10 protein-coding genes are annotated in these 15,014 nt (G+C 57.0%); 6 read left to right on the forward strand and 4 right to left on the reverse strand.

The window, feature by feature from the left end:
• The first annotated feature begins 150 nt into the window (after positions 1–150).
• The gene (locus tag DXX3274_RS12395; RefSeq protein WP_042860013.1) at positions 151–1,419 is read left to right on the forward strand and encodes an acyltransferase; all 1,269 of its coding nucleotides are present in this window, start codon (positions 151–153) and stop codon (positions 1,417–1,419) included.
• Positions 1,420–1,648: 229 nt separating this feature from the next.
• Positions 1,649–2,704: a DUF481 domain-containing protein gene (locus DXX3274_RS12400; RefSeq protein WP_042860014.1), complete on the forward strand. Its 1,056-nt coding sequence runs from the start codon at positions 1,649–1,651 to the stop codon at positions 2,702–2,704.
• 134 nt (positions 2,705–2,838) lie between these two features.
• Here the strand turns inward: DXX3274_RS12400 and prc are convergent, their stop codons facing one another.
• The 3 genes from prc to DXX3274_RS12415 form a co-directional block, all read right to left on the reverse strand.
• Entirely contained in the window at positions 2,839–4,860 is a 2,022-nt protein-coding gene (prc, locus tag DXX3274_RS12405) for a carboxy terminal-processing peptidase (RefSeq protein WP_042860015.1), read from the reverse strand.
• Positions 4,861–4,879: 19 nt separating this feature from the next.
• Positions 4,880–5,608: an RNA chaperone ProQ gene (gene proQ / locus DXX3274_RS12410; protein ID WP_039692068.1), complete on the reverse strand. Its 729-nt coding sequence runs from the start codon at positions 5,606–5,608 to the stop codon at positions 4,880–4,882.
• Positions 5,609–5,692: 84 nt separating this feature from the next.
• Positions 5,693–6,199 carry a GAF domain-containing protein gene (locus tag DXX3274_RS12415; RefSeq protein ID WP_038919300.1) on the reverse strand — a complete coding sequence of 169 codons (507 nt, stop codon included), beginning with the start codon at positions 6,197–6,199 and terminating at the stop codon, positions 5,693–5,695.
• A gap of 300 nt (positions 6,200–6,499) precedes the next feature.
• Here DXX3274_RS12415 and yebS point away from each other — a divergent pair, with 300 nt between their 5' ends.
• The 4 genes from yebS (at position 6,500) to DXX3274_RS12435 (ending at position 12,234) form a co-directional block, all read left to right on the forward strand.
• Positions 6,500–7,738 (forward strand): membrane integrity lipid transport subunit YebS, encoded by a 1,239-nt coding sequence (gene yebS, locus DXX3274_RS12420; protein ID WP_042860016.1) that lies wholly within the window; start codon positions 6,500–6,502, stop codon positions 7,736–7,738.
• Between the two features lie 16 nt (positions 7,739–7,754).
• Positions 7,755–10,385 carry a PqiB family protein gene (locus tag DXX3274_RS12425; RefSeq protein ID WP_042860017.1) on the forward strand — a complete coding sequence of 877 codons (2,631 nt, stop codon included), beginning with the start codon at positions 7,755–7,757 and terminating at the stop codon, positions 10,383–10,385.
• A 109-nt stretch (positions 10,386–10,494) separates the two neighbouring features.
• Positions 10,495–11,943: a 16S rRNA (cytosine(1407)-C(5))-methyltransferase RsmF gene (gene rsmF, locus DXX3274_RS12430; protein ID WP_042860018.1), complete on the forward strand. Its 1,449-nt coding sequence runs from the start codon at positions 10,495–10,497 to the stop codon at positions 11,941–11,943.
• Positions 11,944–12,042: 99 nt separating this feature from the next.
• On the forward strand, positions 12,043–12,234 hold the full coding sequence (locus DXX3274_RS12435; protein ID WP_038658027.1) for a YebW family protein: 192 nt from the start codon (positions 12,043–12,045) through the stop codon (positions 12,232–12,234).
• A gap of 101 nt (positions 12,235–12,335) precedes the next feature.
• Here the strand turns inward: DXX3274_RS12435 and DXX3274_RS12440 are convergent, their stop codons facing one another.
• Positions 12,336–14,333 carry a methyl-accepting chemotaxis protein gene (locus DXX3274_RS12440; RefSeq protein ID WP_042860019.1) on the reverse strand — a complete coding sequence of 666 codons (1,998 nt, stop codon included), beginning with the start codon at positions 14,331–14,333 and terminating at the stop codon, positions 12,336–12,338.
• Positions 14,334–15,014: the final 681 nt, after the last annotated feature.

Below are 15,014 nucleotides of genomic sequence, written 5' to 3' on the forward strand. Positions count from 1 at the left end.
TTTGCATTGAGGCTGGTAAAGTAACACCTGATCATGGTTTTTAGTACTTTATCGCCATTTTCCTAGATATTTCCCCATATTCCTTTCCTAAAATCACCTTGTTCGGCGTTTCATTGCGCTTTCGCCAGGCTTAACCGGAGGAAAAAGAGAATGAAAGTCAGAGAACGATTTATTGGACTGGAATGGCTCCGGTTTCTGCTTGGATGTTATGTCATGGTCTACCACACCGTACATATCTATCCGCAGCGTGAAAAGATCCTCTTTATGAACGAACTGACCAGCATGGGGTTCTTCGCCACCAGTACTTTCTTTGTGTTATCCGGCTTTCTGCTGACGCACGTTTATCTGCGTGACGGCCAGTTGCGGGAACCTGCCCGACACTTTTTGGCCAAACGGTTCTTTAACCTCTACCCGATCCATATCATCGGACTGGTGTCATCCATCGTGGTGGTCAGCCTGATGCACTGGCTGGCGATTCCACCGGAAGGCCAGGTCGCCAGCGCCCGCTTCGTCATTTACGACAGCAACGACCCCAGCGTCGCGCCGGAGACATTGCGCCATTACATGGACAATGTTCAATTGGCTTTTAACGGCTTGCTGCAATTACTGATGCTGCAAGCGTGGAACCCTTATTTTCTGACGTTCAACGCGCCGTTGTGGTCGGTTTCGACGCTATTCTTCTTCTATTTACTGTTCCCGTTGCTGGCGCCGCGGCTGTTGGGCAGCCGTCACCCGCGCCTGTGGCTGATAGCGATGTTTGTGCTGTACCTGCTGCCGCCGATATGGGTTGTCTGGCATCAATTATATGGCGCGCCTTATACCGGCCTGCTGCAACGCAGCCCCTTGCTGCGTCTGCCGGAATTTCTGGCCGGGGTGCTGGGCTACGCCATTTTCCGTCAATACCGCGACGGCACGCTGCCGGCACTGAGCCGTATGCAGCGTAAAGCGCTGGCCGTCTTTATCAGCCTGAGTTTTATCGTCGCCACCTGGCTGTTTACCCATGGCGACCGCTACTGGTATTTCCTGCTGCACAACGGTCTGTTGTTACCGGCGCAGGTGGCGCTGGTGTGTCTGTGCGCCCACTTCCGCGAGCCGGACAGCGACACGCTGAAAATCTGGGCCACCCGGCTGGGCGCGGCATCGCTGTCGATCTTCGCCTTGCATGTGCCGCTGTTCAATCTGTTCCGCACGCTGGAACAGCTGTTGCGCGGCGATCCGCTGCAATGCTTCACCGACTGGACGGCCTGTATCGACGCAGCCGGAAGAGTCGAGCTGTCCATGACCGGCTATGGCGTGTTCCTGCTGACCACTGTCGCACTGTGCGTAGTATTTCAGGAACAGGTGGTCATCCGCATGAAACAGGCATTGACCGAACGCTTCCTCGGCCGCCGTTTCCAACCCTCCCGCAGCGCGGCCTGATGATAACGGCTATCGCGGTGATGTGATCGTCGTCACCGTTATAGCCGTAAATCATTAATCACACGGTTTATAACAATTTCCATTCTAATTATGGGACACTTATACCTAGAGACGCAGCACGATTCCTGTTAATGTTTGCCTCGCCGGAAAAAACCGGTACATCGATACATTGGCAGACCGTCTGAACGGCGTCTTTCACTTTTAGTCACCCACTGTTTTATCTGACATCATGACACATTCCAAACACGCACTTTCGTCGCTGAGTCTGTTTATCGCCCTCAGCGCCGCAGGCATTTCCACCAGCCATGCGGACACCGTCTGGTTAACCAACGGTGACAAGATCAGCGGCCAGATTACGCTGCTGGACAGCGGTAAATTATTCATCAAAACCGACTACGCCGACACCGTGTCGGTCACCTGGGACAAAGTCAAAACCTTCCAGACCGACCACGGGATGGTGATTCAGGGACAACGCTACGAGAAAGGCGTGCTCTACCCGTCCATCAAGGCGTCCGACAGTTCACGCGCCATCGTTGCCCAGCCGGCAAGCGTAGATGGTCAGCAGATCAGCGCCGGTCAGGAAACTCTGCCGCTATCTGATATCAACTCAATGGTAGTGCCGCGCCGCTGGGTGGAAGATTTCTCCTGGAAAGGCAACGTTGATGTCAGCCTGGCCCACAAGAAAAGCTCCACCGAAACCGACAACCGCGATGTCACGCTGAGCACCCGTCTGCGTCACGGCACCTGGCGCCACAATCTGGATGCCAGCTACCACATGACCAAAGAAGACAATGTGGAGAGCACCAAAAACGCCGCCGGCGAATACGCATTGGATAAATTCATCGACGAGCACTGGTTCTGGCAGGGTCGTTATGAATACAAACGCGACTGGGTGGAAAACATCAAGATCAACCGCTCCGTCGGTACCGGTCCGGGTTACCAGTTCTGGGATAACGATCTGGGTTCCTTCTCAGTCACCACGCTGGTGAACTCCCAGACCTTTACTTATCAGAACAATAGCGAAGACAATTTCTACTCCGGCGGCCTGAAATGGAACTACGACCGTTTCCTGTTCAGCAAGCGTACCGAATTGTTCACCGATGGCGAAGTGGGCCGCTCGTTTGACAGCACCACCCCGCTCTACTTCAAAGCTGGTGCAGGTCTGCGCTTCAAGGTTACCGACTGGTCATCCGTCAGCATGAAGGTATCCCGCAACCGTACCGAAAGCGTTCAGGGCAACGTCAACGATACCCTGTACTCACTGGGTCTGGGCGTCGGCTGGTAATTTCCCGCCCGGTTCCTGCGATTGCCGCAGGAACCGTTTCCCTGAATCACCGTGTGTTCGGCCCATAAAAAGCTTCACCCATAAAAAAGCCCGGTTTTCTCACCGGGCTTTTTCTTTATTGCTCTTGCTTGCCTTTACTGCGGTTTCGGTTCCTGTTTAGACAGGTCTTCCGCAATCTGGACGGTTTCATTCAGGTAAGCGTCCGGATCCTGATAATCCTTCGGCAAATCATCCAGCGTTTTCAACGGCGGTTTACCCTGACGTTTCAGTCGATCGTTGATGCGCTGCAGACGCGTCGCCTCGTCTTCGTTGTTTTCTTTCTGGCGTTGAGCCAGATTCAACGACACGTGGTTGCGCTTCTCTTTCAGCTCCTGGTACCGGGCCACATCCTGCTGGATGTACTGGAACTCCGGATCCCTGGCGATACGCGCGTTATGCTGGTCGAGCAGCCCCGGCAACAGCGGTTTCATGTCGCCCATCACCGTATAGCTGGCCGGCTTGATGCTGTCCCACGGCAAGGCGTTGTCTTCAAACTTCTCGCCGGTATCGACCATCTCGTTGCCGGTCGGCATCACGATATCAGGCGTAACCCCTTTACGCTGGGTACTGCCGCCATTGATACGATAGAACTTCTGGATGGTGTATTGCACCGAACCCAGCGCCGGCCATTCCGGGCGCAGCATCTGATCGTAAATGCGATTGAGAGAACGGTATTGTTGCACCGTACCCTTACCGAAGGTCGGCTCGCCGACAATCAGCGCGCGGCCGTAATCCTGCATCGCCGCCGCGAAAATTTCCGACGCCGAGGCGCTAAAGCGATCGACCAGCACCACCAACGGACCTTTGTAATAGATAGTATCGTCGGTGTCGCTGTCTTCGCGCACTTTGCCGTTGTTGTCGCGCACCTGCACGACCGGCCCGGTGGGAATGAACAGCCCAGACAGGCTGACCGCTTCCGTCAGCGCGCCGCCGCCGTTGCCGCGCAGGTCAATGATGATGCTGCTGACATGCTCTTTCTCAAGCTTCTGCAGCTGCACTTTCACATCATCCGTCAACCCGACGTAGAAACCGGGGATATCCAATACGCCGACCTTGTCTTTGCCCGCATCCTTGATCGACATTTTCACCGCGCGATCTTCCAACCGGATACGTTCACGAGTCAGGGTAATGGTTTGCGTTTTGGTGCCTTTGCCGGCCGGCAGCACTTCCAGACGCACCTTGCTGCCTTTCGGCCCTTTGATCAACGCCACCACGTCATCCAGACGCCAGCCGATCACATCCACCATCGGCTTGCCGGCCTGACCGACGCCCACGATACGATCGCCAACGCTGATGCGTTTGCTTTTCGCCGCCGGGCCGCCCGGCACCATGGAGTTGATCACGGTGTAATCTTCATCCATCTGCAGTACCGCGCCGATGCCTTCCAGCGACAGGCTCATCTCGGTATTGAACTGTTCGGTATTGCGCGGCGACAGATAACTGGTGTGCGGATCGATTTCCCGCGCGAAGGCGTTCATGATCAACTGAAACACGTCTTCGCTGTTGGTCTGCACCAGACGGCGAATCGCAAACTGATAACGTTTGGTCAGCGTTTCCTTGATTTCCGCATCGGTCTTACCGGTCAGTTTCAGGCTCAGCCAGTCATATTTGACCTTGGCGTCCCATAACGCGTTGAGCTCGTCCACGTTTTGCGGCCAGGGGGCCTTGGCGCGATCGAGATCGATAACATCGTTGCCGTTCAGGCTGATCGGTTTTTCCAGCAGCGTCAGCGCGTACTGGTAACGTTCGAAACGGCGCTTCTGGGCCAGATTGTACATGGCGTACGGCAGGCTGAGTTTGCCGCTTTTCAGATCGTCGCCCAACTCGCCCTTCTGACCGGAAAACTGCGCCACGTCGGAAGCCAGCAGCACGTTATGGCTGTAATCCAGCATGTTGAGGTAACGATCAAAAATCTTGCCGGAAAACTGCGCATCCAACATGAACTGCCGATAGTGGGAACGCAGGAAGCGCGACGCAACGCGTTCGCTAACGGTGGAATGCTGCGCTTCCGGCTGCAATTGGGGGATTTGATCCGCGCGGGTGATATTTTCACTGGCAAAACTGCATCCAGACAGCAAAAGCCAGATTAAAGCCGCTGCTTTGACAAATTTGTTCATGCCCAGGTTGGCCTCCGTATCAGAACTGCAAATGTTCTGCGCGTACGATCATCGCCAGACCGGAAGCCAGCTGTACCCTGACTCCATCTTTGGCGATCTCAAGCACAGTGGCATCCATGGCGTTTTTGCCAGCCCTGACTTTGATTTCCTGGCCGATTTGCAGGCTGGAAATATCCGTCACCGCCTGCCGTTCCGGTTGCACCGCTCGGGCCGCTTTAGGCTGACGGGGTTGGGATTTTTCGGATGACGGAGATGCGGTCTGTGCGGAACGGGAAGAAGAACGCGGCTTGCGCGGCGCGGCGCCGGCGGCATCACGCTCACGACGCGGGGCATTTCTGCCGCCAGCCGGACGCGGACGGGACGGTTCGGCTTCGCCGGACTCGCGTTTCTTCGCCTGCTGCTCCGCCCGCTGGGCCTGAACGCGGGCTTTGGCCTCTTCCAGCTGCTTGCGCGCATGTTCTACATGCTGCTGCTCAAGTTCGCCGCACGAATTGCCATCGAGATCGACGCGCTGGGCACCCAGTTTGACGCCATACAGATAGCGCCAGCTTGACGTGTAAAGACGGAGTGCGGAACGCAGCTGCGTCTTGCTGACGTGTTCAGATTCGGACACGCGTTCGACCAGATCCTGAAAAATACCAATCTTTAACGGACGCGCTTCGCCTTCAAGTGTGAAACAGAGCGGAAAACGCTCTGCCAGATAGGCGATCACTTCTTTACTACTGTTCAACTTAGGTTGATTTTCCATGAAATTTCCTGATTACAACGGGTTTGCCAACCAGCGCAGGCATGAACAGGCGTCATTATAATGACGCCATCGGCAATTGCTACGTTATCCTTGTCGCAACGTAAGAGAATTGATGAAAGCCAGCACGTCGCTCTGTGACAACTGGCGGCATAGCGCGGCCGTCACAGCATTCAGCCCGTCTTCGTCCACGGCATCAAAACGGTGATGAATGGTGCTGTCGATATCCAGTACGCCAATCAACTGCCCGTCGACCGTCAGCGGTAACACAATTTCGGCATTGCTGGCGGCATCGCAGGCGATATGACCAGGAAATTCATGCACATCGCCGACCCGCTGCACGCGGTTTTCCGCAACCGCCCGACCACAGACCCCTTTTCCCGCCGGAATACGCACGCAGGCCGGGCGCCCCTGAAACGGCCCCAGAAACAACGTATCGCCGTCCAGCAGGTAAAAGCCGGCCCAATTCACACCATCCAGTCGTTCAAACAGTAACGCGCTGCTGTTTGATAATATCGTGATGAAGCGATCTTCACCGGCAATCAGCGCCGTCAGATCACGCACCAGCTCATCGTAGAATTGTTCTTTTTTCATAGCTTGCAAATAGGCACAAATTGTCTTTACGGACCGCCTGACGGCTGACGCCCGCAGCACTTTAATAAAGTTTCGGATCAGGATGCTACAGGATTTCTCTTGTTAGCCCAACCTTCACCGCACGGCGCTGTCACAGGACAGCGGTTTATATCTTTTCGCCTGGCATCCTGTCGTTGCCGTACGGGCTACCGCCTGGTGACGCCATCAATGTCAACTGACAAGGGTAGCAGTGATTTTGTGTCGTTCATCATTCAGTTACACTATGATAATACCTGTCCTGTTAACCTGCCCGCAGGAAATATGAAAATTTATAACGCCGCCCCGTCCGCCGGGCCGGCTGACTCGCCGCCTGCCGCGCCGCGGCGTCTTCAACGTTGCCCGCAATGCGACCTGCTGTTCACGCTGCCCCGGCTCAAACGCCATCAGCACGGCCACTGCCCTCGCTGCGCGGCGCATATCGCCAGCGGCCGCGACTGGCCGATTGTCCGACTGGTAGCGATGGCGTTCGCTATGCTGGTGCTCATGCCCTTCGCCTATACCGAACCGCTGATCAATATCCGGCTACTGGGGGTGTCGATTAACGCCAGCCTGCTGGAAGGCATCTGGCAAATGACCCGTCAGGGGCACCCGGTCACCGCCAGCATGGTGGCGTTTTGTATCATCGGCGCGCCGGTGACGCTGGTATTCGCCCTGCTGTACCTGTTTTTCGCGCCCCGGGTCGGCATGAACCTGCGCCCGGTGCTGTTGCTGTTTGAGCGTCTGAAAGAGTGGGTGATGCTGGATGTGTATCTGGTTGGTCTGGCGGTCGCCTCGATTAAGGTACGCGAGTTTTCCGAGGTACTGCCCGGCAACGGGCTGCTGGCGTTTCTGGCGCTGATGGCGCTCAGTCTGCTGACCCTGATTCATCTTAATCCCGAACAACTCTGGCAACGCTTCTATCCGCAGCGCGCCGCTCCGGCCTCGCCGCAGACGCTGGTCTGCCTGTCCTGCCGCTTCACCGGCGCGCCGGACCACCGGGGTCGCTGCCGCCGCTGTCATATTCCGCTGACGCCGCGCCGTCCTTATAGCCTGCAGAAATCCTGGGCCGCGCTGATTACCTCCGTGATCCTGCTGTTTCCCGCCAATCTGCTGCCGATATCGGTGATTTACGTCAACGGCGTTCGCCGGGAAGACACGATTTTTTCAGGCATTATGTCGCTGGCCGCCGGGAATGTCCCCGTGGCGCTGGTGGTTTTTATCGCCAGTATTCTGGTGCCGTTCAGCAAGGTGCTCATTACCTCAACTTTGCTGCTGAGTATTCATTTTCGGGTCAAACACAGCCTAATGACGCGCATGCGGCTGCTGCGCCTTATGACCTGGATCGGGCGCTGGTCGATGCTCGATCTGTTCGTGATCGCCCTGACCATGTCGCTGGTTAACCGCGACCAATTGCTTGCTTTTACCATGGGACCAGCGGCGTTCTATTTTGGCGCCGCCGTTATTCTGACAATATTGTCTGTCGAGTGGCTGGATAGTCGACTGATGTGGGATAACGATTAATAATCGTAGGATAACAATGCAGAACCAAACGCCGATGACACCAACTGAAGCCAACGTCAAAACCCGGCGCCGCCTGTCGCCATTCTGGCTGCTTCCTTTTATCGCCCTGCTGATCGCCGGCTGGCTGCTGTACACCAACCAGCAGGAACGCGGCGCGACGGTGACCATCGATTTCGTGTCGGCGGACGGCATCGTCCCCGGCCGCACGCCGGTACGCTATCAGGGCGTCGAGATCGGCACCGTGCGCAACATTAAGCTCAGCGACGATTTGCGCACCATCCAGGTCATCGCCAGCATTCGCAACGACATGAAAGACGCGTTGCGCAGCGGCACCCAGTTCTGGCTGGTTACCCCCAAAGCGTCGCTGGCCGGCGTGTCCGGTCTGGATGCGCTGGTCGGCGGCAACTACATCGGCATGCTGCCCGGCGGCGGCGAGCCCGTCAGTCACTTCACCGCCCAGGACACTCAGCCCAAATACCGCGTTAACAGCGGCGAATTGCTGATACATCTGCGCGCCGACGATCTGGGTTCGCTGAACGCCGGCTCGCTGGTCTATTTTCGTAAAATGCCGGTAGGGAAAGTCTACGATTACAGCATCAACCCCGATCACAACGGCGTGATGATCGATGTGCTGATCGACCGCCGTTTTACCGGGCTGGTGAAAAAGGACAGCCGTTTCTGGAACGTGTCCGGTTTGAAGGCCGACGTCAGCCTCAGCGGCGCGACCGTCGAAATGCAGAACCTGTCCGCGCTGGTCAACGGCGCCATCGCGTTCGACTCCCCCGCGCAGGGGGAAGCGGCCGCCGCAGACCAGAATTACACCCTGTACCCGGATCTGGCGCGCAGCCAGCGCGGCGTGCTGATTACGCTGGATCTGCCTTCCGGCGATAAACTGCGGGCCGGACATACGCCGCTGCTGTATCAGGGGCTGGAAGTGGGCACGCTGCAACGCATCGCGCTTGAAGCGGATCAGCGCGTCACCGGGGAGCTGATTGTCGACCCGTCCGTGGTGCCGCTGATGCGGGAAAACACCCGCATCGAACTGGCCGCGCCGCGCCTGTCGCTGAACGACCTCAATCTGCCCAGCCTGCTGGGCGGCACGACGCTGACGTTGATCCCCGGCGATGGCGAACCGAAGCAGCGCTTCACCGTGCCCGACGCCACCCAACAGCAGTTGCAACAGCCCGGCGCGCTCACCGTTGAACTGACCGCCAGCCAGAGTTACGGCATCGACAGCGGTCAGCCGGTTATCCTGCACGGCGTGCAAATCGGCCGGATTGTTCAGCGCGCCTTAACCGATAACGGCGTCAGTTTTACCGCCGTTATCGACCATCAGTACCGCCATCTGTTGCATAAAGACAGCCAGTTCATCGCCAGCAGCCGGGTCAACGTCAAGCTGGGGCTTGACGGCGTTCAGGTGCTGGGCGCCAGCGCCCAGGAATGGTTGAGCGGCGGCGTGACGGTGCTGCCGGGACGCACCGGCGACGCCCAGCCGCGTTATCCGCTCTACAGCGATCGGGAAAAAGCCGGCGCCGGGATTCAGGGTACGACCCCGCCCACCACCCTGACGCTACTGACCGACAGCCTGCCGGATATTCAGGAAGGCTCGGTGGTGCTATACCGCAAGTTTCAGGTGGGTGAAATCACCCGCATTCGTCCGAAAGCCGACACCTTCGAAATCGATGTGTATGTCCGGCCGGAATACCGCAATCTATTGACCGACAACAGTGTCTTCTGGGCGGAAGGCGGCGCGCGCGTGCAACTTAGCGGCGCCGGGCTGACCGTGCAGGCATCGCCGCTCAGCCGGGCGCTGAAAGGCGCCATCAGCTTCGACAACGTGGACGGCGCCGCCGACGTACAGGGCGGCAAACGTCCGTTATACAGTAACGAAACCGCGGCCCGGGCGATTGGCAGCCGCATTACGTTACGGACCTACGACGCCAGCAAACTCTCCGCCGGGATGCCGATTCGTTATCTCGGCATCGATATCGGTCAACTGGAATCGCTGAAACTGGCGGAGCAGCGGGATGAGGTACTGGTGCAGGCGGTGCTCTATCCGGAATATGTCCGCAACTTCGCCCGCGCCGGCACCCGCTTCTCGGTGGTGACGCCGGAGATTTCCGCCGCCGGCGTCAACCACCTGGAAACCCTGATCCAGCCCTATATCAACGTCGAGCCGGGCAGCGGCGCGTTTACCCGCAGCTTTGAACTACAAAAAGCCACCATTTCCGACTCCCGCTATCAGGATGGGCTGAACATCAGCGTTGATACCGCCGAAGCCGGATCGCTGCAAATCGGCACCCCGGTGTTGTTCCGCGGGATTGAGGTCGGCACGGTGACCGGCCTGTCGCTGGGTTCCCTGTCCGACCGGGTATCGGTGGCGCTGCGCATCAGCAAACGCCATGCGCATCTGGTGCGCGACAATTCGGTGTTTTGGCTGGCCTCCGGCTACAACCTGCAGTTTGGCCTGACCGGCGGCGTGATCAAGAGCGGCACCTTCCAGCAATTTATCCGCGGCGGCATCGCCTTCGCCACCCCGCCGGCCACCCCGCTGACGCCCGCGGCGCAGGCGGGCAAGCACTTCCTGCTGCACGGCGAAGAGCCCGGCGGCTGGCGCGACTGGGGAACCGCGCTGCCGGAACGATAGGCGTCATGTCTGCGACTCACCGGCTTATACCGGTGAGTCGTCATCCCTTCCGGCAGCCGAGATATGGTAAGATTCGCGTCCTGATTGTAGCTGTAACGGAACCATTTCTGTGGCCAAACCTATTCCCGCGTCTCTCACTCCCGACTTTCTGACCGCCATGCAGGCGATCATGCCTGCGCACCTGAGCATGGACACGTTCATCGACGCCTGCCAGCGACCGCTGCGACGCAGCCTCCGCGTTAACACCCTGAAAATCAGCGTGCCCGATTTTCTCGCGCTGGTCGCGCCCTACGGCTGGGAACTGGAAGCAGTGCCCTGGTGCGATGAAGGATTCTGGCTGCTGAACGCGGATGAGGAAGCCATGCGGCTGGGCAACGCGCTGGAGCATCTGGCCGGCCTGTTCTACATTCAGGAAGCCAGTTCGATGCTGCCGGTCAGCGCGCTGTTCATGGGGGATGACGCCCCGGATCGGGTGCTGGACATGGCGGCCGCCCCCGGCTCCAAAACCACCCAGATCGCCGCCCGGCTCAACAATCAGGGATTGATTGTCGCCAACGAATATTCCGCCAGCCGGGTCAAGGTACTGCACGCCAACCTGCACCGCTGCGGCGTCAGCAATACCGCCTTGACCCATTTTGACGGCCGGGTCTTCGGCAACGCCTTACCGGAGACGTTTGACGCCATCCTGCTGGACGCGCCCTGCTCCGGGGAAGGCGTCGTCAGAAAAGATCCCGCCGCCATGAGTCACTGGTCGCTGGAGAGCATCGCCGATATCGCCGCCACCCAGCGCGAACTGATCCTGAGCGCCTTCCATGCCCTGAAAACGGGCGGCGTGCTGATTTATTCCACCTGCACCCTGAATCATCAGGAGAACCAGCATGTTTGCCGCTGGCTGATGCAGCAGTTCCCCGACGCCTGCGAGATCGAATCGCTGGAGGCGTTGTTCCCGCAAGCGCACCGCGCTATCACCGAAGACGGCTTTTTGCACGTCTTCCCGCAGATTTACGACAGCGAAGGCTTTTTTGTGGCGCGCTTGCGTAAAACCGCCAGCGTACCGCCGCTGGCGGCGCCGGATTACAAACTCGGCAAGCTGCCGTTTACCCCTATCAGCGCCAAAGATGCGCAGTTGATTCGCCAAAGCGCGCAGCGGTTGGGCCTGCAGTGGTCAGAACAGCAATTACAGCTGTGGCAACGGGACGATGAGATCTGGTTATTTCCGGCGGCATTGCAGCCGATGCTGGGCAAAATGCGCTTCTCCCGCATGGGCGTCAAGCTGGCGGAACGCTTTGCCAAAGGGTATCGCTGGCAGCATGAAGCCGTTGTGGCGCTGGGCAACCCCGACAACCCAAACACCTACGCGCTCAGCGCGGAGCAGGTCGTCGACTGGTTCCGCGGCAAAGACATTTATCCGCCCTCGCCCGTAAGCCACGACGAGGTTTTGCTGACCTGGCGGCAGACCACGCTGGGATTGACCAAACGTGTCGGCCAGCGTCTGAAAAACAACCTGCCTCGTGATCTGGTTCGCGATGGCGCCAACCTGGTATCCGCCATCGGATAATCTTTGACCGGACCGCCGCTCGCGGCGTTCCCGGTGCATTTTTTTCATCTACACTCACAATCAAGGCGTGGCATCAACATTCAACCTGTTGAGGAATCTATGTTCGCACTGGTGATCTTTGTCTGTTACCTGGGAGGTAACTGCGAGAGTCTGGTCGCGGGAACCTACATCAATGAACCACAATGTCTGGGTGCCATGGAGGAACAGCAAATCCGTAATGGCGGCTGTTTTCCGGTTGATGATTTTCGCAGCGGGTACTGGAAACCGGCTCACGAATATCGTGACCGCTGACGCTGATCGCATCGCAAAAAAAAAGCAACGCCACAGCTGTAACAGCGTTGCCCAAACAGGTGTGATGGCTACTGCCTGTTATTATTGGAATTTCATGACGGTCAAAATTTCACCCACTCATCTTCGGCGGGATGATGTTTCGCCGATTCAGTCGCCTTGCGGTGAGCATCGTGCTTCTGTGTCGGTTTCCGGCCGCTCTGGCCCGGCTTATTCAGCAATAATGTCTGATGGCTTGCTGGCGAACCGACATGGTGAGGATGCCCATCGTCGCCCAAATGAAACGCGGATACCGCCTGCGCCAGCATCCGCGACTGCTCTTCAAGCGAATTGGCCGCCGATGACGACTCCTCCACCAGCGCCGCGTTTTGCTGGGTCGTGGTGTCCAGTTCCGATACCGCCTGAGCTATCTGGGATATTCCCCGGCTTTGTTCATCCGAAGCCGACGCGATTTCCCCCATTATGTCAAACACATGGGCTACCGAGCTGACAATATCCTGCATGGTTTTTCCCGCTTCCCCCACCAGCGCTGAACCGGTATTGACCCGCGACACCGATTCATGAATCAACCCCTCGATTTCTTTTGCAGCTTGGGCGCTGCGCTGCGCCAGATTGCGCACCTCGCTGGCGACTACCGCGAATCCACGCCCTTGTTCGCCGGCTCTCGCCGCCTCAACCGCCGCATTCAGCGCCAGAATATTGGTCTGAAAGGCGATGCTGTTGATGACGGTCGTAATATCAGAAATACGTTTGGAACTGCTGGAAATGTCGTCCATGGTTTTCACCACGTTATTGACGATTTCCCCGCCCTTGACCGCATTCCGCGACGCTTCAGACGCCAGTTGCGACGCATGGTGGGCGTTTTCGGAGTTCTGTTTTACCGTCGAGGTCAACTGCTCCATGCTGGCGGCCGTTTCCACCACCGCCGCCGATTGCTGTTCGGTGCGGGACGAGAGATCGGTATTGCCCGCTGCGATTTCCGCGGAGGCGGATTCGACATGACTCACCCCTTCGCGGATATCCCGGATCATGGTGCGCAGCTTGCCATTCATGTTGCCCATCGCGGTGAGCAACTGCCCCAGCTCGTCGCGGCGCGTTGTGCTGACGACGGACGAAAGATCGCCGCTGGCAATCCGTTCCGCCACCGACAGGCTCAATTTAAGCGGGGTAATCAACTGTACCGAGATACGCCACGCCATGACGATACCCAGTAGGATCACCAGCAGGCCGGTCACCACCATATTGAATTCCGACGATTGGGTGGTTTGATTGGAATTCGCCAGTTGTTGATTGAACAGGCCGCCGACATCCGCATTCAGTTTTTCCGCCGCCTCAGTCATCGCCTGACTGGCGCGGGTTTCATCCTGAAAGGCGGCCAGATAAGCCGGCCCAGAACGCCGGTAGCCCGCGAAATAATCCCAGGCGGTATTCAGCCATGCCTGTTGTTCCGCAGACAACCGCCCGGCTTTTTCCCTGATGGCGGTTTCGGCGGCATCAATGCTTTTCAGGGTCGCGCCCAGCGTATTATCCGAGGGCGTCAGCAGCAGATCATGCGCCAGGTCGCGAATATCCGCCATGTACTCGCCCAATTGGTACAGCAGCACCTGAATATCCGACGACACGCCCGCAACCTGCTGCCATTTATTATGGAATGCTTCCAGCACACTGCCGCTTTCATCCTGACCGATAGCCAGACCGGCCGTATCCCGTTTTTTACTGGCGGCGATGAACGCATCCCGCACGACCCGATACGCTTTCAGGTCCTGCTCAATTCGGTTCACATCGTCGATCGTATCCTTATCCCAACTCAGCGCCCCGGCCTGCCTGAGAATATCGTCCATCTTATTAATCAGCTCGCCATTTTTATCAATAAAGCTGTAATCATGCGTGAACTGAAACTGTGTGCGCAAAATGCGGGCCTGCGCCAACGTGGCGTTGAGTTGATTGGTCGCCAGCGCCTTCTCGTTATTATCCGCCACACTGCGAAATCCAATCACTCCGGCAATCAACACCACCAACGACAATAACAAAACCGAACCAAAGCCTAATGACAGTTTGGTTCCCAGTTTAAGGTTCTCGTATTTTCCACCCAGAATATTCATAGAATCACCATTTATGGCTCTCATAATGTGATCGTCATTCCATGTATATCAATGACATATCATGAAGAATTAAATATCGCTATTTAATAATTACACAGGTAATCAACGTCCTTTTTTTACTGCCATCCTGTCGTCAAAAACCTATTGATACGTATATACCCGTCATACTTCGAGTTGCAGGTGCGTTGGCTTTATTACTCGGCCCATCCCTGGGCCTCGCCCCTTTGGGGCCGCGGTAAACCGCGTTCAACGCTGCTCCCGGCAGCGTTGTCGCTCACCCCAGTCACTTACTTGAGTAAGCTCCTGGGGATTCACTCGGCTGCCGCGTTACAAGGCTCATTCTGAGCCTTGCCCTAAAGGGCCAACGCGTAGCGTTGTTCAACACGCCAGCGTGTTGTCCTGCAACTCGAATTATTTAGGGTATAAAGCTAAATTCAGTAAAAAAATAATGGATACCGGAATGTTTCATACCGTCCTTCATGATTAAAAGAACAAATAAATCATGTAATTGTGAATTAACCGGAGCGCCGTTAAGAATGGTGAAAGAGAAATGATTTACGTTGATTATCAAGGGTTCCGTTAACCATTTAATCCCTCATAATCTATATATCATCATTCCCATAATAGAAAGACATATAATACAAGGGTATAAGAACCCCCACAGATCTATCATGAGTGGAT

Origin of the sequence: Dickeya sp. NCPPB 3274 (genome assembly GCF_000406205.1) — a bacterium.
In the GTDB taxonomy this organism is placed as follows: domain Bacteria; phylum Pseudomonadota; class Gammaproteobacteria; order Enterobacterales; family Enterobacteriaceae; genus Dickeya; species Dickeya fangzhongdai.

Bases quoted from the DNA above. Each gene is read 5' to 3' on its own strand.
- DXX3274_RS12395 (WP_042860013.1), top strand. From the start codon at position 151: ATGAAAGTCAGAGAACGATTTATTGGACTGGAATGGCTCCGGTTTCTG.
- DXX3274_RS12400 (WP_042860014.1), top strand. From the start codon at position 1,649: ATGACACATTCCAAACACGCACTTTCGTCGCTGAGTCTGTTTATCGCC.
- prc (WP_042860015.1), bottom strand. From the start codon at position 4,860: ATGAACAAATTTGTCAAAGCAGCGGCTTTAATCTGGCTTTTGCTGTCT.
- proQ (WP_039692068.1), bottom strand. From the start codon at position 5,608: ATGGAAAATCAACCTAAGTTGAACAGTAGTAAAGAAGTGATCGCCTAT.
- DXX3274_RS12415 (WP_038919300.1), bottom strand. From the start codon at position 6,199: ATGAAAAAAGAACAATTCTACGATGAGCTGGTGCGTGATCTGACGGCG.
- yebS (WP_042860016.1), top strand. From the start codon at position 6,500: ATGAAAATTTATAACGCCGCCCCGTCCGCCGGGCCGGCTGACTCGCCG.
- DXX3274_RS12425 (WP_042860017.1), top strand. From the start codon at position 7,755: ATGCAGAACCAAACGCCGATGACACCAACTGAAGCCAACGTCAAAACC.
- DXX3274_RS12435 (WP_038658027.1), top strand. From the start codon at position 12,043: ATGTTCGCACTGGTGATCTTTGTCTGTTACCTGGGAGGTAACTGCGAG.
- DXX3274_RS12440 (WP_042860019.1), bottom strand. From the start codon at position 14,333: ATGAATATTCTGGGTGGAAAATACGAGAACCTTAAACTGGGAACCAAA.